Origin of the sequence: Nocardiopsis sp. CNS-639, assembly GCF_000381685.1 — a bacterium.
Taxonomy (GTDB): domain Bacteria; phylum Actinomycetota; class Actinomycetes; order Streptosporangiales; family Streptosporangiaceae; genus Nocardiopsis; species Nocardiopsis dassonvillei.
Genome location: NZ_KB906857.1, coordinates 396,986 through 412,604, shown reverse-complemented (window position 1 = coordinate 412,604; position 15,619 = coordinate 396,986). Strand labels below are relative to the sequence as shown.

Genomic DNA, 15,619 nt, shown 5'->3' with positions numbered 1-15,619 from the left:
CATGCCCGGATAGTAGTCTCGGCCCACGATGGGAAATGTGCCGCCACCGCCTGGTTCGTCCTGGCCCGCCGCGCCCGAGGGGCCGGAGGGGCGGACTGTCGGGGCCTACACGCAGGAGCAGACCTGGGCGGATCCTCCCGGAGGGGGGAGGCTGACGCCGCCCGGGGGCTACGCCGTGGCCGCCACCGACCCGGACGTGTGGGCCTGGCCGCCGCCGAGGCCGGTGCGCAGGAACCACTTCGCCCGCGCGGAACTCCCCGTGGACGAGTCCTACCACAGGCTGGGCCGAACGTCCCGCTTCCGCTGGTGGTTCACGCCGCTCACCCTGGCCGTCCTCGCGGTGCTGCTCTTCTTCCTGTGGATAGCCGTCATCCTGTCGGTGACGATCGTGGCGATCGTCAACGGCAGCGGACTGGCCCCGGACTCGGTCACCCTGAGCGTGATCGCCGAGATGGCCTTCGGGCTCCTGTCGTCGGCGCTGTTCATCCCCATCGTCCTCTTCCTGGTCCGCGTCGTGCAGTGGCGCCGGACCGGCTCCCTGTTCTCCGTCGAGGGACGGCTGCGCTGGGGGTGGCTGGTCCGCTGCACGGCGGTGGCGGTCGTCCCGGTCGCCCTGTGCGTCGTGGCCTTCCTGCCGCTGGCCGAACTCCTCCAGCCCGACCTGGTGCCCCGCGAGGCCTCCGGCGGAACCGAGGTGTTCGCCGCGGCGATGACCGCCATCGTGCTGCTGGTGCCGTTGCAGTCGGCGGCCGAGGAGCTGACCCTGCGCGGCATGCTCATGCAGCTGGTGGGCGCGCTCGGCGCCCGTCCCGACGAGCGGCGCGGCCGGTCGGCGGTCTCGCGGGTCCTGCGCTCCCCGGGTCCGGCCATCCTGGCCAGCGGAACCCTGTTCGCGGCGCTGTACCTGGCCACGCACCCGGGCGACCCGTGGACGACCGCGGCGCTCGCGGTGATGGGGCTGGGGATGTCCTGGCTGACCTGGCGCACCGGCGGTCTGGAGGCGGCGATCAGCCTGCACGTGGTCAACAGCCTCGTGCAGTTCACGCTGTGCGTGTTCGAGGGCCGTATGGAGCAGATCGGCACGGGGGTCATGGTCGGCTCCGGTCTGCCCCTGGGCGCGGGCACGCCGCTGGTGCTGGTGCTGACCCTGATCCAGGTGGGGCTGTACGTGCTGGCGGTGGTGTGGCTGGCGGGCCGCCGCGGGGTGCGGCGCAGGAGCGCTGCCGCCGTCCGTTAGAGCTCGTCGGCTCCGGGCCCGGCGACCGGCGCGCCCGGGGGGTTCTCCGCGGGCTCGCGGACCGTGTCGCCGTCCCGCTCGGGGAAGACCCACGTGCGGTAGGAGAAGAACCGGAACAGCGTGCCCAGGCCCACCCCGACCACGTTGCCCGCGATGTTGCTCGCGAGCGGGCCGTCGAACCCCAGCACGTACACCGAGAACCCCAGGCAGGCCAGCTGGAGGAGCATCCCGACGCCGTTCATCAGCAGGAACAGCGCGGTCTCGCGGCCGTAGCCGGTCCGGGCCCGGTCGCCGAAGGTCCAGAACCGGTTGCCCACGAAGGCCACCGCGATCGAGCACAGCGTTCCGATCACCTGCCCCGTGAGCGGGCCCGCCCCGGCCGCGCTCCACAGCAGGTTGGTCGTCCCCAGCTGCACCACGTAGGCCACGGCGCCCACGGAGCCGAACTTGCCCACCTCCCGGACGAGCTTGGCGATCCCGGGATGGCGGGAGAGGAAGTCGCGCACGTTCTGCGCCTCCGGTCCTGTGGTCGGGGTGGTCGGATCCGCCTCCGCGCGGGCCCGTCCCGGCCGGGCCGCCGACCAGGGGCGGAGGGGGCCCGGGACCGCCGCGTCCGCACGCCCTAGACTCTAGCCGGGGGTCGCACCAGGACCCCGGCCGCGGGTTCCGAGCCGATCCGGCCAGGTCCCGCCGCGCGGGGCCGTCCCGTCACCGCGGTTGACGAGCAGCATGTGAGTTGAGGAACTGTGAGCGAGCGTAACCGCACCGTCCCGCGCGTGGGAATGGTGGGAGGGGGCCAACTCTCCCGGATGACCCACCAGGCGGGCATCGCCCTGGGGGTCGACTTCTCGGTCCTGGCGTCCAGCCCCACCGACAGCGCCGCGCTGGTGTGCGGTGACGTCTCCCTGGGCGACGACCGCGGCCTCGACGACGTCCTGGCCTTCGCCAAGGCCCACGACGTGGTCACCTTCGACCACGAGCACGTGCCCGAGCCGGTCCTGCGCGCGGTCGAGGAGGCCGGGGGCCTGCTGCGCCCCGGCCGCGACGCGCTGCGCTTCGCCCAGGACAAACTGCGCATGCGCACCCGCATGGCCGAGCTGGGCGCGCCCTCGCCGCGCTGGCGTGCCGTCACCACCCTGGAGCACGTCACGGCCTTCGCCGGGGAGACCGGGTGGCCGGTCGTGCTCAAGGCGGCCCGCGGCGGCTACGACGGCAAGGGCGTGTGGGTCGTCGGTGGCGCCGACGAGGCCCGCGGGGTCGTGGACCGCGCCGCCGCCGAGGAGGTGCCGCTCCTGGTCGAGGAGAAGGTGGACTTCTCGCGCGAGCTGGCCGTGCAGGTCGCCCGGTCCCCGCACGGGCAGGTCGCGGTCTACCCGGTCGTGGAGACCGTGCAGCGCGGCGGCATCTGCCACGAGGTGATCGCCCCCGCCCCGGACCTGTCCGAGGACAAGGCCACCCGCGCCCAGCAGCTGGCCATCGAGATCGCCCAGGCGCTGGACGTGACCGGGGTCCTGGCCGTGGAGCTGTTCGAGACCGCCGACGGCGTGGTCGTCAACGAGTTGGCCATGCGCCCGCACAACTCCGGCCACTGGAGCATCGAGGGCGCGCGCACCTCCCAGTTCGAGCAGCACCTGAGGGCCGTGCTGAACCTGCCGCTGGGCTCGCCGCGCACCAACGCGCCCTACACCGTCATGGCCAACCTGCTGGGCGGCGAGAACCCCGAGGTCTACCGCCGCTACCTGCACGTGATGGCGAAGGACCCCGAGGTGAAGGTGCACTTCTACGGCAAGGACGTGCGTCCGGGCCGCAAGATCGGGCACGTCACCGTGATGGGTGAGGACTACCGTGACCTGCTGGCGCGCGCGCGAGACGCCGCCGCCTACCTGCGAGGAGACGAACAGTGACCGACAGCGCCAACGGGCGGGACGCGAGGGGCCCCGTGGTGGGCATCGTGATGGGCTCGGACTCCGACTGGCCGGTGATGCGCGAGGCGGCCGAGGCCCTGCGCGAGTTCGACGTCCCCTTCGAGGCCGACGTGGTCTCGGCGCACCGCATGCCGCACGAGATGGTCTCCTACGGAGCCGAGGCCGCCGGCCGCGGCCTGAAGGTGATCATCGCCGGCGCGGGAGGGGCGGCGCACCTGCCGGGCATGCTGGCCTCGGTGACGACCCTGCCGGTGGTGGGCGTCCCGGTGCCGCTCAAGTACCTCGACGGCATGGACTCGCTGCTGTCCATCGTGCAGATGCCCGCCGGGGTGCCGGTGGCGACCGTGGCCGTGGGCGCGGCCCGCAACGCCGGTCTGCTGGCGGTGCGGATGCTGGCCGCGGGCGACCCCGCGCTCACCGAGCGCATGGCCCGCTTCCAGGAGGAGCTGAAGGAGCAGGCCCACGCCAAGGGCGAGCGGCTGCGCCGCGAGGTGGAGAGCGGGGGCAGGCCCACCGGCTTCGGCCGCTAGCCCGCCGACGCCCGAACGGCCCCGGTACCCGTCACGGGTGCCGGGGCCCTCGCGTGCCCGCTCGGTCCTCGGCGGGCAGGAGGACGCGCAGGCCCTCGACGGCCTGCTCCACGGTCGGCAGCATTTCCGGGTCGATGAGGTACTGGATGAGGTAGCCGGTGACGAAGTTGTAGGCCATGGAACCCAGACCGGCCTCGACGGCCGGGTCGACCTCCCCGGGCTCCAGGTCGAGCAGGAGCGCGGCCAGCCCCCGGCGGGCGCCCCTGAGGCCCTCGGCCAGCACGGCGCGGACACCGTCGTCGAACTGGGCCTGCGCGTAGGCCTGGACACTGGCGACGAGCAGGTCGCGCTCCTCGGGCAGGGTCCGGAAGAGCGAGTCGAGCAGGACGCGCAGCCTGTCGGCCGGGGCCTCGGCGCGTGAGGCGCTGACGGCGGCCTCGAAGGTGTCGCCCCACTCCCCGGTCGCCTCGATCACGGCCGTGTTCATGAGGTTGTCCTTGGACCCGAAGTGGTACCCGATGGAGGCCAGGTGCGCTCCGGAGGCGGCGGCGATGTCGCGCGCCGTGGTCTTGCTGTAGCCCTTCTCCACCAGGCACTTCCTGGCGCCCGCCAGCAGGTCGTCGCGTTGGCTCATGACCGCGATCCTAGCATCTGGACGTACGTACATATTGACACCTGATTTTGACGTACGTACGATCACAGCCATGAACCCCCAACGCGCCACCGCCCGTACCTGGGCCGGACTGGCCCTCCTACTGATCCCGGCACTGCTGGTGTCCATGGACATCTCGGTGCTCTTCGTCGCCGCGCCCGCCATCGCCGAGGCGCTGCGACCCACGTCCGCGCAGTGGCTGTGGATGATGGACGTCTACGGCTTCGTGCTCGCCGGACTGCTCGTCACCATGGGAAGCCTGGGCGACCGGGTCGGCCGCAGGCGCCTGCTGCTCACCGGCGGGGTGCTCTTCGGCGCCGCGTCCGTGCTGCTGGCGCTGGCGCCCTCGCCGGAGCTGTTCATCGCCGGGCGGGCCCTGCTGGGCGTGGCCGGGGCGACCCTGGCGCCCTCCACGCTCTCCCTGGTCCGGGACATGTTCACCGACCCCCGCCAGCGCGGCGCCGCGGTCGGGGCCTGGACCGTCGCCTTCACCGGCGGCGCCGTCGCCGGGCCGATCCTCGGCGGACTGCTCCTGGAGTTCTTCTGGTGGGGCTCGGCCTTCCTCGTCAACCTGCCGTTCATGGTCGTGCTGGTGGCCGCCGCACCCCTGCTCGTGCCCGAGTCGCGCGACCCGGAGGCCTCCGGCTTCGACCTGCCGGGCGCGGGCCTCTCGCTCGCGGCCGTCCTGGGCCTGGTCTACGGTGCCAAGCGCCTGGCCGAGCACGGGGCCGACCCCCACGCCCTCACCGCCCTGGCGGCCGGAGCGGCGCTCCTGGCGCTGTTCGTGCTCCGGCAGCGCCGCGCCGCGCACCCGCTGATGGACATCTCGCTCCTCGCCCGCCCCGCCTTCACCGCCGCGATCATCGGCAACCTGGCCCTGTCCTTCGCCGTCGGGGGGATGGGGCTCCTGACCTTCACCTTCCTCCAGACCGTGCACGGCCTGAGCCCGCTCCACGCCGCCCTGTGGGCGCTGCCCACGATCCTGGGCACCGTCCTGGGCGCGGTCCTGGCCGGCTCGCTCGCGCCCCGGGCCAGACCCGGCGCGCTCATGGCGGCGGGGCTGGCCCTCAGCGCGGCGGGGTTCGCGGTCGTGGGCCTGGTGGACACCGACACCCGCCTGGCGGTGTTCCTCGGCGGCTACACCCTGCTGACCTCCGGGGCCGGCGCCGTCGGAACCCTGGCCAACACCCTGGTCCTGGCCACGGCCCCCCGGGAACGCGCCGGAGCCGCCGCGGGGATCTCCGAGACCAGCACCGAGTTCGGCACCGCCCTGGGCATCGCGGTCCTGGGCACCGCCGCAGGCGCCGTCTACCGCACCTCCGTGGCGGACGCGCTGCCCTCGGTGGACGGGGCCGCGGCCGAGACCGTCACCGGAGCCCTGGCCGTCGCCCCCCGAGCACAGGACCCCGGGGCCCTGCTCGACGCGGCCTTCGACGCCTACACGGCCGGGGTCAACACCGCCGCCCTCACCGGCGCGGGCGTACTGGCCGCGGTCGCGCTCCTGGTCGCCGTCACGCTGCGGAGGCTGCCCCCCGCGACCGGCGGGGAGTCCGGCGCACCGGCCCCGGCCGGGGGAGTCCCGGCCCGTCCGTGACCGGACCGCCCTCCGAGCCGACCGCCCTGCGCGCCGACCGCCGTTCCCACCGCGGGCCGTACCGGTCGCGAGCGGCGACGGGCCGGTGCGCCCGAGCCCCACGGGGGCGGGCGCACCGGCGCCCGTTCACCTCGCCGCGGTGCCGAGGCGGTCGGCGGAGCCCTCGGTCAGGACGCACTCCCCGGCCGGGCGCTGCTCCAGGTGGCCGCCCTCCAGGAGCTGGTTGACCGAGGCGTACTCCGCCTCGGGCGCCTCCACGATCCCCTCGGCGGGGACGAGCACCTGTTCGCCGCCGCCGGGCTGCTCGAAGTGCGGGGCGATCGGGCCCACCAGCGCGGTGAACTCCTCGGTCACCTCGTAGCAGTTGTAGTTGTGCTCGGGCCCGTCCGGCCACGTGTTCAACGAGTCCGGCGGCAGGGCGCGCCGTTCGTACGGAGCCCCCGCGGGGGCCAGGAACGTGCCGCGCGGGGAGCCGAAGCGGTCCAGCATCCACCCCTCGGGCAGGACCCGCAGCTCGGTCACCGGCTCGCCGTCCTCCACCACGAAGCCCATGTGGTCGGGGTAGTCCCAGCCCTCGGGTGTGGCCCAGCGGTCCAGGAACGCGTCGGGGGAGAGGCCGCCGAGCCGCTCGTACCCCTCCAGCAGCTCGCCGACCGGCCCGTCCTCGGGCAGCTCGGCGGGGCCCAGGCGGGGATCGCCGCACAGGTACCGCTCCAGGTCCTCCTCGCTCGGCGGCGGGTCGAGCACCGGGCACCGCGCCTCCTGCGGCGCGAACGGCGCCGACGGCGCGGGGGGCGCGGGCACCGCGTGGGCGGGTTGGGCCGCCATGAGCAGGGCCAGCGCGGTGCCGACCGTCACGGAAAGCTTCACGGGTGGGACTCCGTCCGTCCTCGGACACCCGGCGCGGTGCCGGGCGTACACGGGCAACTACGGAGTGAAGTCAACCACGGTCAACGCGTCACGATCGGGGTTCCGGCCGAAAAAGCGGACGGCCGGGCCCGCGCGGGCCCGGCCGTGGTGCGTGACGGGGGGAGGGCTACTGGCGGCCCAGTGCCCGGTAGGTCCACCCCGAGGCGCGCCAGTACGTGGGGTCGAGCGCGTTGCGCCCGTCCACGATGCGCTTGCGGGCCACCACCCCGGCCAGCTCCTCCGGGTTGGCCTCGCGGAACTCCGCCCACTCGGTGAGCAGCAGCACCACGTCGGCACCGCGCGCCGCCGCCAGCATGGAGTCGGCGTAGTTCAGCTCCGGGTGCGCCTCGCGCGCCCGCTCCAGCGCCCGCGGGTCGTACACCGTCACCTGTGCGCCCAGGGAGGCGATGGTGGAGGCCACGTCCAGGGCGGGCGAGTCGCGGATGTCGTCGGAGTTGGGTTTGAACGCCGCGCCCAGCACGGTCACCGTGCGCCCGGCGAAGCTCCCGCCGATCAGCTGGCGGGCGATGTCGATGGTGCGCGCGCGGCGGCGCTGGTTGATCGCGTCCACCTCGCGCAGGAAGGACAGCGCGGGCTCCACGCCCAGCTCGTCGGCGCGCGCCATGAACGCGCGGATGTCCTTGGGCAGGCAGCCGCCGCCGAAGCCCAGGCCCGGGCCGAGGAACTTGCCGCCGATGCGGTCGTCGTAGGACAGCGCCTCGGCCAGCTGGATGACGTCGGCCCCGGCCACCTCCGACACCTCCGCCATGGCGTTGATGAAGGAGATCTTCGTGGCCAGGAAGGCGTTGGCCGACACCTTGACCAGCTCGGCGGTCTGGAGGTCGGTCAGCAGGAAGGGGACGCCGTCGTCGATCTGGCGCTGCCACAGGGCGCGCACGGCCTTCTCGACCCGGGGGGAGTCGGTGCCGATCACGATCCGGTTCGGGTGCAGGGTGTCCTCCACCCCGAAGCCCTCGCGCAGGAACTCCGGGCTCCACCCCAGCTCGGCCTCCTCGCCCACGGGGGCCAGCGCGGACAGCCGGGCGGCCAGGGTCGCCGCGGTGCCCACCGGAACGGTCGAGCGGCCCACGACCACGGTGGGACGGGTCAGGTGCGGGGCCAGCTGGTCCACCGCGGCGTTGACGTAGCGCAGGTCGGCCGCGCCGGAGTCGTCGCGCTGAGGGGTGCCCACGCAGATCAGGTGCAGGTCGGCGAACTCCGCGACCTCGGCGAAGGAGGTCGTGAAGTGCAGGCGGCCGGTTCCCAGGTTCGCGGTGAGCAGCTCTTCGAGCCCGGGCTCGAAGAAGGGGACCCTGCCGGAGCGGAGCATGTCGATCTTGGCCTCGTCGACGTCGAGTCCCAGGACCTCGAACCCCATCTCGGCCAGGCAGGCCGCGGTGGTGGCACCCAGGTACCCGGTACCGATGACGGAGACGCGCATACGGTCCGCTTCGACCACTGGTGGTGTCCTTCCTCGCTTTCGTCCGCTCCCGTTTCGCTGGTTGTGCCCGCTGGAGGCGGTCAACACCCTGCTTGAGGGCAGAAAACGGACATTGTTCAGCCTACGGGTGTGCCCGGGGCGCGATGCATCACCTTACGCGCCGGGGCGTGGCGCACGACCGAACGCCGCGTGAACAGTCAGGCGCTCAGGTTACCGGTGGGTCCGGCGTATCGGCCACAGGGGCGTGTTCAGCGTCGGCGACCGAATCTCGGCCCGCGCCCGCCCCGGTCCAGGGGCGTCCACCCGGAGCCGTCCTCCCCGCGACGGAAGGGCGTGGTCGTCTTGTCCGGGTCGTCCTCGAAGCCGTCGGGACCACCGCCGGGACCGTCAGCGAACCCGGCACCGGGACCGGCGGCGGGTTCGTCGGCGGGCCACGCCGGGTCCGGGACGCCGGGGACCGCGTCGGGGACCGTGTCACCGACGGCCCCGCGCCGGTACTCCTCCCGGCTGGCGCGGGCCACGACCCGGCGCTCGGAGGGCAGGGCCCCGTCGTTCGCGGCACGCCAGCGGAGGGGCATCGCCGCGGAGAACAGCAGCAGCGTTCCCAGCGGCAGCGCCACGGCCAGACCCGCGCCCGAGGGGTAGAGGAAGCTGTCCTCGTTCAGCCAGGACAGCGCCGCCCCCATGGACGCCGGGTGCGCGACCGGCCACAGGCTCAGCGCCGTGAGCAGGGCCCCGCCGGCACCGGCCACCAGCGGCGACAGCCGGGACGCCACCAGGTAGGCGCACACCGCCCCCAGCAGCCCCAGCACCACCGCCGACGACACCGTCGCCACGGTCACCTCCCCCTCGGCGAACCGGGGGAGCAGACCGGACGACCAGGCCGCGGCGACCCACAGCACGGGGGCCAGGGCGACGCCGCCGAGCAGGCCTACCAGATGGTGCAGCACGGTGATTCCTTCCCTCGCGTCACCCGCAGACGTTCTCCCGCGCGGTCGAGACCGAACCGGTCTCCTCCGCGGCCGAGGGCTCCTCCCGCGGGGTGGCGTCCGCGGTCTGCGGGGCCTCGAACGCCGTGTAGTCGAACCCGATCACGATCTGGAGCCCACCGTCCAGGGCGTTGTCCTCGACCGTCTGCGAGCCCGGCATCATCCCGGCCACGTACTCGGCCGCGGCCGCGTCGTCGGGACCGTGGCGCACCTGGGTGGTGGCGACGTCGAGGCTGCTCCAGTTCCGCGCCGGGGAGGTCACCTGGAACCCGGCCGCGGCCAGCTCGGCGTCCAGCTGCGCGCCCAGGCCCGCGGTGCCGATCCCGTTGAACACCTGGACCCGGATGTCGCCGGGCTCCGGCTCGGACCCGGCCCGCTCCTCCTCCCCGGACCCGTCCACGGGCCGGTCGGCCCGGACCGCGGCGAACAGCTCTCGGGCGGCGGGCTCGTCCCACAGCACGGCGACGTCGCCGCGCGGCGTCCAGTACTCCATGTCGGCGATGGGCACCTGGGTGAAGGTGACCTCGCCCAGGTCGATGTCGCGCATCTGGTACGCGAGCTCGTTGATGGTGCTGGTGTCCAGCCCCTGGTCCACGGTCACCGACGACAGGGCGCTGTCCAGGAAGTCGGTCAGCTTGGCCGGGTCGGAGAGCGTCTCGGTGCTCATCGCCTGGTCGAGCATCGCGGACAGGACCTGCTGCTGGCGCTCGATCCGGTCCAGGTCGCCGCGCGAGGTGGCGCGGGTGCGGGAGAAGGCCAGGGCCTCGGCCCCGTCCACCCGGTGCGTGCCCGCCTCCATGTCCAGCTGGGCCTTGGGATCGTGGATCGCCTCGGGCAGGCACACCTCGATGCCGCCCAGGGCGTCCACCACGTCCACGAAGCCGTTGAAGTCCACCTCGACGTAGTGGTCGACGCGCACGTCGGTCACCGACTCCACGGTCCGCACGGCCAGCTGGGGGCCGCCGTGGGCGTAGGCGGCGTTGATCTTGTCGGGGCCCTGGCCGGGGATGTCCACCCACAGGTCCCGGGGGATGCCGACGACGGTGAGGTGGTCGCGGTCGTGGTTGAGCCGCACCAGCATCATGCTGTCGGAGCGCTGGCCCGGGGTGGAGCCCACGCTCAGGTCCTCCTGGGCCTCCGCGCTCATCTCGTCGCGGTTGTCGGAGCCGATCACCAGGAAGGTCAGGCCGCCGGTCTGCTCGGGGCGGCCCTCCTCGGACAGGCCGCCGAACACGTCGAACCGGTTCAGGGTCCCCGACATCCACCCGGTGAGCGCCCACGAGGTGCCCGAGGCGAGCAGGACCAGCGTCGACAGCGCGCTCATCACCAGCAGGCCGGTACGGCGCCGACGGGTGGCGGCGCTGGGCACGGTCACCCGGCCGGACCTCGGGGAGCGTTCGGGCGGGAGGGGCTGTGAGCGCTGGCGGCGGAACTCCTCCGCGGGTCCCTGCCGTCCCGCTCTGTCATCGCTCATCGGCGTCCCCGTCCCAACCGGTCAACGGTGTCCTTATCTCTAGGTTGTCACCCGATTCGCCGAAGCGCGCGGGATGTCAACCCCCGGCGTGTTGTCCTCCTCTTTGCCTGTCCCCCTCCTTGCTATGACGCCGTGAACTGCGCGGGGGTTCCGTGCGGGCGGTGTCATCCTGAGCCGTATCCGGTACCGCCACGTGACCGAAATCGCGGTCCGATGCGGTGACAATGTCCTGGCGCGGCCACGTCGGACCCGGCCCGCGGCCCAACGGGACCCCCGCCGTGTCCGGCGAGGGCCCGCACGGGGGCGCCCGCAGCGCGCCGTTCCCCCCTCACCACATCCCTCTCGCAGCACGGAGTTCCAGTGACCCACCCCTACCCCGAGGCCGTCTCCAGCAGGAGCTGGCTCGTGGCCCTCCTGCTCTGCCTGTTCCTGGGCACGATCGGCGTCCACCGCTTCTACACGGGCAAGATCGGCACCGGCGTCCTGATGATCCTCACCTGCGGCGGCGCCGGCGTGTGGACGCTCATCGACCTGATCATGATCATCGTCGGCTCCTTCAAGGACGCCGAGGGCAGGCCCGTCAAGAACCAGGGCTGAGACACCGCGACCCCGGCCCGGCGGGCTTCGCCGGGCCGGGACCGCGACGGGTGTGCAGTACCGTTGACGCGCGTACGACACGCTCCTACGCAGTCCCGACACGTCTTGACCCTGGGAAGTGCCCGTGTCCTGGCCGCCTGTCTCCGTCGTCATGCCCGTACTCAACGAAGAGCGCCACCTCGCCGCCGCGGTGGAGCACGTCCTCGCCCAGGACTACCCGGGCGATCTGGAGGTCGTGCTCGGGGTCGGGCCCTCCTCGGACCGCACCCGCGAGGTCGCCGACGGGATCGCCGCCGCCGACCCGCGCGTGAAGGTGGTGGACAACCCCACGGGAAGGACCCCCTCCGGGCTCAACGCCGCCATCGGGGCCTCCTCGCACGACATCGTCGCCCGCATCGACGGGCACGCCATGATGCCCTCGGACTACCTGCGGGTGGCCGTGGAGACGCTCCGCGAGACCGGCGCCGACAACGTCGGCGGGATCATGGCCGCCGAGGGCACGACCCCCTGGGAGAAGGCGGTCGCCGCCGCCATGACCTCCAAGGTGGGCGTGGGCAACGCGCGCTTCCACACCGGCGGCGAGGGCGGTCCGGCCGACACCGTGTACCTGGGCGTCTTCCGGCGCTCGGCGCTGGAGCGGGTCGGCGGCTACGACGAGGCCTTCCTGCGGGCCCAGGACTGGGAGATGAACCACCGCATCCGCACCACCGGCGGCACGGTGTGGTTCCAGCCGCGCATGCGGGTCTCCTACCGCCCCCGGCGCAACGTGCGCCTGCTCGCCAAGCAGTACTTCCACTACGGCCGCTGGCGCAGGGTGGTCTCCCGCCAGCACAAGGGCACCATCAACCTGCGCTACCTGGCCCCGCCCGTCGCCCTGGCGGGTGTGGTCGCCGGGCTGGTCGGCGGCTTCTTCCTCTGGCCGCTGTTCCTGATCCCGGCCGCCTACCTGGTCCTGGTCACCGCCGCGTCGGTGCCGCTCGGCCGCGGCCTTCCCGCCGCCAGCCTGCCGATGATCCCGCTCGCGCTGGCCACCATGCACATGTCGTGGGGCGCCGGGTTCATCACCAGCCCGCCCGGACTCGGCTCGGACTCGCGCACGGCGCAGGCCGCCCGGGCCTGAGGCGCCCTCCCCGGCCGCTTCCGGCCCCGGCCCTCTCTCGTGCGGGAGAGGGCCTTCTGCTAAGCAGGGGTGAGGGACGGGAAAGGGAAAGTGGGTGCCATGGACGACTTGCGCGGCAACCAGGCCGTGTGGCGGTTCGACGGTGAGACGGTCGCGATCAGGTACGAGGCCCAGGGCTGGTTCAAGGACCCCCTGCTCAAACGGATCGGCCAGCTCGAACTCCCCGTGGCCGCGATCGCCGAGGTCGACTTCCAGCCCGGCGCGGGCCCCAGGAAGGGCTGGCTGCTGCAGCTGCGGCTGCACGAGCGGACCGACCCCTACGCGGCGGTCGGCGCGATGCTCAAGGAGAAGTCCCAGCCCTTCCGGCTCACCGGCCAGGCCAGCGGCGAACTGGTCGCCGAGTACCTGGCCGACCAGATCCGGTTCGCCGCCGAGCAGAGCGGGCCGCCCGCCCCCGACACGGCCGTCCGCCTGGTGCCCCGGCTGCCCTTCCACATCCAGACCTCCGAGGGGACCGCGACCCTGGACGGCTCCACCGTGCGCCTGGTCTGGTCCGGCGGCGAGGCGAGCGGGCGCAAGCGCAGGGCGCAGCGCCGCGAGTACGACCTCTCCGAGATCACCGGGGTGGACTGGGCACCCTCCGACGGCTGGGAGTGGGGCTACATGCGCCTGGTCACCGCCGACACCGGCGGCAAGGACACCGGCAAACCCAAGCAGGACCTGCACGCCCTCGTCGCCGAGGAGGGGGCGGAGGGCTACGACACCCTGCTCATGGCCGCGGCGGTCACCGCCCATGTGTGGGCCGCGGAGGCGTCGGGGGCCGGCGGCCGGGAGGGGCGCGGCGTCGCCGCCAGGCTCAGGGACCCGCGGTGGTGGCTGGACGCGGCGGCGCGCTCGACCGACCAGCTGCGGGCCCTGTCCGCGGGGTCCGCGGCTCCGGACGCGGACGTGGGGGAGGGCGCCGGTCCCGGTGCGGGACCGGGGGCCGGGGCGGCCTCCCCGCCGCAGGCCCTGGACGCCGCGGGGAAGGCGGACGGCCGACCCGACAACGAGTGGATCTTCCAGCAGATCGAGCGCCTGGGCGAACTGCACGCCAGGGGACTGCTCACGGACGAGGAGTTCTCCGCCAAGAAGGCCGAGCTGCTCGGCCGGATCTGAGGCCGCCGCCCGGTCCCGGGACCCGTGGGCCCGGGACCGGGCGGCGGAACCCGGGCGGCGGGGTCGGCGCGGTGGGATGGGGACCCGGTTCAGGACTCCCCGACGGTGCCGCCCTTGAGCGCGGACACCGTCCCGGGGACGTCGTCCACCACGACCGCGTCCATCCCCGCCTCGGCGAACCGCGCCGCGTCCACCGGGTCCGGGCACCAGGAGACGACCTCGATCCCCGCCCGGTGCGCCAGGTCCACGGTGTACTCCACCGACCGGCGGTCCGGCCGGGGCGCGTCGCCGGACAGCCCGAACGAGCGCGCGTCGATCGCCACCACCGGGCACCCCATCCCGGCGGCGCCCGCCACGGCCTGGTCCAGCGGGTTGCGCACGAACGGCATCCACGCCGTGGGCACCGCCGGAACCTCCTCGCGGACGGCGAGCAGGACGCCCGGGTCGAAGGAGCAGACGAACACCCGGCGGCGTCCGGCCTCCCTGCGCAGGTACGGCAGGAGCAGCGAGACCGTCCGGCGCGAGGGGGCGTCGACCGCGTCCTCCATCACCGACTTGACGTCCACGTCCAGGCCCACCCCGGCCGGGATCGCGGCCAGGCCCTCCTCCAGGCCGACCAGCCCGGCCCCGGCGCACTCGCGCGCGGTCAGCTCCACGATCGCGCGGCCGTCGTCCAGGGCGGCGTTGTGGTGGAGCACCAGCGCGTCGTCGGCGGTGCGGCGCACGTCGATCTCGATCCAGTGCGCCCCGGCCCGCGCCGCCGCGGCGTAGGACTCCGGCGTGTTCTCCCGGGCGCCGTCCACCACGCCGCGCCCCGCGCCGCGGTGCCCGACCACCTCGGTCGCCTCGAAGACCCGGCTCACGCGTCCGCCCCCGACAGGGCGGCGCGCTCGCGCCCGCGGCGCAGCAGCGTCTCGGCGATCTCCACGTCGCCCGGGTTCGTCACCTTGATGTTCGTCTCCTCTCCGGGCACGATCCGCACCTCCTCCTCCGGCAGGTACCGCAGCACCACGCCGCAGTCGTCGGTGGCCACCAGGTCCGGGTCGGCCGAGGCCAGCTCGTAGGCGCGGCGGGCCACACCGAGCCGGAAGCCCTGCGGGGTCTGCATCCTGCGCAGCTGCGCGCGCGGGGGGACCTCCACGATCACCTCGCCGCCGGAACCGCCGGGCGCCACCCGCACCACGGTGTCGGCGCTGGGCACCGCCACCCCGACCGCGCCCGCCTCCGCCAGCGCCGCCACACACGCGCTGATGACCGCCGGGCTCACGAGCGGGCGCGCCGCGTCGTGCAGCAGCACCAGGTCGGTGTCGGCGGCGCCGCCCATCGCGGCCAGGGCGGCGACGGAGGTGCCGGTGCGGGTCGCCCCGCCGGGGAGGACCGCGGTGACCTTGGTGAACCCGGCCGCGTCGACGATCTCCCGGACCCGGTCGAGGTACTCCTCCACCATGAGCACGACGATCTCGTCGACGTCCGGGCACGCCTCGAACGCGGCGATGGCGTGCTCCAGGATGGGCCGGCCCTCCAGGGGCAGCAGCTGCTTGGGCGCGGGCGCGCCCATCCGCGCGCCCACCCCTCCGGCCAGAACCGCCGCGATCACACGCGGACGCATGGCTCCACCTCTTCCGTCGTCCACGGCCGCCGTCCACAGCGGCCGGATACCCCTGGTGCGCCCGGTCGCGTTCGGGTTTCCTGGATGTACGGGGCCCACCCGTCGCACTCCACCGCCCTCAACGGACGCGCTCCGCGCGCGGTTCCTTCCGGGCCCGCCGACACCGTGTTTCCCGACGACACCGTGTTTCCCAACGACACCGTGCCGCCCGACGACACCGTGCCGCCCGACGACACCGTGCCGCCCGACGACACCGTGCCGTCCGCGGTTCCGCGCCCCCGCCATCCGGCGCGGTTCCCCGGACCCGGTGCGTTCCCGGCCGAGGCTAGCCGACGGTCCGCCGCGCGGCGCCTCCGCCCGGCGTCTCCGGCCCGGCCTCGCCCC

The 15,619-nt window shown here is 74.0% G+C and carries 15 protein-coding genes; 7 read left to right on the top strand and 8 right to left on the bottom strand.

Translation table 11 applies throughout. From position 1 onward, the window contains the following. The first annotated feature begins 175 nt into the window (after positions 1-175). Entirely contained in the window at positions 176-1,237 is a 1,062-nt protein-coding gene (locus G011_RS0109245) for a type II CAAX prenyl endopeptidase Rce1 family protein (RefSeq protein WP_019608214.1), read from the top strand. Here the strand turns inward: G011_RS0109245 and G011_RS0109240 are convergent. After that, a complete protein-coding gene (locus G011_RS0109240) occupies positions 1,234-1,743 on the bottom strand; it encodes a GtrA family protein (RefSeq protein ID WP_019608213.1) in 510 nt (169 codons plus the stop codon). The two genes, G011_RS0109245 and G011_RS0109240, sit on opposite strands and share 4 nt — an antisense overlap. A 240-nt stretch (positions 1,744-1,983) precedes the next feature. On the opposite strand from G011_RS0109240, the gene G011_RS0109235 reads away from it, so the two are divergent. Together G011_RS0109235 and purE are read left to right on the top strand one after the other, a co-directional pair. Beyond that, positions 1,984-3,141 (top strand): 5-(carboxyamino)imidazole ribonucleotide synthase, encoded by a 1,158-nt coding sequence (locus G011_RS0109235; protein ID WP_081642943.1) that lies wholly within the window; start codon positions 1,984-1,986, stop codon positions 3,139-3,141. Then, on the top strand, positions 3,138-3,692 hold the full coding sequence (purE, locus tag G011_RS0109230; RefSeq protein ID WP_019608211.1) for a 5-(carboxyamino)imidazole ribonucleotide mutase: 555 nt from the start codon (positions 3,138-3,140) through the stop codon (positions 3,690-3,692). The genes G011_RS0109235 and purE overlap by 4 nt, the downstream gene beginning before the upstream one ends. Positions 3,693-3,723: 31 nt before the next feature. On the opposite strand, the gene G011_RS0109225 is transcribed toward purE, so the two are convergent. Beyond that, complete coding sequence (locus tag G011_RS0109225; RefSeq protein WP_019608210.1) at positions 3,724-4,326, bottom strand: TetR/AcrR family transcriptional regulator; 603 nt, start codon at positions 4,324-4,326, stop codon at positions 3,724-3,726. 70 nt (positions 4,327-4,396) lie between these two features. Here G011_RS0109225 and G011_RS0109220 point away from each other — a divergent pair, with 70 nt between their 5' ends. Then, a complete protein-coding gene (locus G011_RS0109220) occupies positions 4,397-5,938 on the top strand; it encodes an MFS transporter (protein WP_019608209.1) in 1,542 nt (513 codons plus the stop codon). Between the two features lie 126 nt (positions 5,939-6,064). Here G011_RS0109220 and G011_RS0109215 read toward each other — a convergent pair whose 3' ends face one another. From G011_RS0109215 to G011_RS0109200, 4 genes are all read right to left on the bottom strand, one after another. Then, positions 6,065-6,808, bottom strand: a complete 744-nt coding sequence (locus G011_RS0109215) for a TNT domain-containing protein (RefSeq protein ID WP_019608208.1) — start codon at positions 6,806-6,808, stop codon at positions 6,065-6,067. A gap of 166 nt (positions 6,809-6,974) precedes the next feature. Then, positions 6,975-8,306, bottom strand: coding sequence for a UDP-glucose/GDP-mannose dehydrogenase family protein (locus G011_RS0109210; RefSeq protein ID WP_026338163.1), 1,332 nt, complete (start codon positions 8,304-8,306; stop codon positions 6,975-6,977). A 230-nt stretch (positions 8,307-8,536) separates the two neighbouring features. Continuing rightward, positions 8,537-9,238: a hypothetical protein gene (locus G011_RS0109205; RefSeq protein WP_019608206.1), complete on the bottom strand. Its 702-nt coding sequence runs from the start codon at positions 9,236-9,238 to the stop codon at positions 8,537-8,539. Between the two features lie 19 nt (positions 9,239-9,257). Next, a complete protein-coding gene (locus G011_RS0109200; RefSeq protein WP_026338162.1) occupies positions 9,258-10,751 on the bottom strand; it encodes an LCP family protein in 1,494 nt (497 codons plus the stop codon). Positions 10,752-11,111: 360 nt separating this feature from the next. Here G011_RS0109200 and G011_RS0109195 point away from each other — a divergent pair, with 360 nt between their 5' ends. The 3 genes from G011_RS0109195 to G011_RS0109185 all read left to right on the top strand — a co-directional run bounded on the left by G011_RS0109195 (position 11,112) and on the right by G011_RS0109185 (position 13,626). After that, positions 11,112-11,348, top strand: coding sequence for a TM2 domain-containing protein (locus G011_RS0109195; protein WP_013154880.1), 237 nt, complete (start codon positions 11,112-11,114; stop codon positions 11,346-11,348). A gap of 124 nt (positions 11,349-11,472) precedes the next feature. Then, a complete protein-coding gene (locus G011_RS0109190) occupies positions 11,473-12,468 on the top strand; it encodes a glycosyltransferase family 2 protein (RefSeq protein ID WP_026338161.1) in 996 nt (331 codons plus the stop codon). A 99-nt stretch (positions 12,469-12,567) separates the two neighbouring features. Then, the gene (locus G011_RS0109185) at positions 12,568-13,626 is read left to right on the top strand and encodes a DUF4429 domain-containing protein (RefSeq protein WP_019608203.1); all 1,059 of its coding nucleotides are present in this window, start codon (positions 12,568-12,570) and stop codon (positions 13,624-13,626) included. An 89-nt stretch (positions 13,627-13,715) separates the two neighbouring features. Here G011_RS0109185 and G011_RS0109180 read toward each other — a convergent pair whose 3' ends face one another. Together G011_RS0109180 and G011_RS0109175 are read right to left on the bottom strand one after the other, a co-directional pair. Then, positions 13,716-14,489 (bottom strand): glycerophosphodiester phosphodiesterase, encoded by a 774-nt coding sequence (locus G011_RS0109180; RefSeq protein ID WP_019608202.1) that lies wholly within the window; start codon positions 14,487-14,489, stop codon positions 13,716-13,718. Continuing rightward, positions 14,486-15,235: a 2-C-methyl-D-erythritol 4-phosphate cytidylyltransferase gene (locus G011_RS0109175; protein WP_019608201.1), complete on the bottom strand. Its 750-nt coding sequence runs from the start codon at positions 15,233-15,235 to the stop codon at positions 14,486-14,488. Before G011_RS0109175 ends, G011_RS0109180 begins: the two co-directional genes overlap by 4 nt. Positions 15,236-15,619 lie beyond the last annotated feature (384 nt).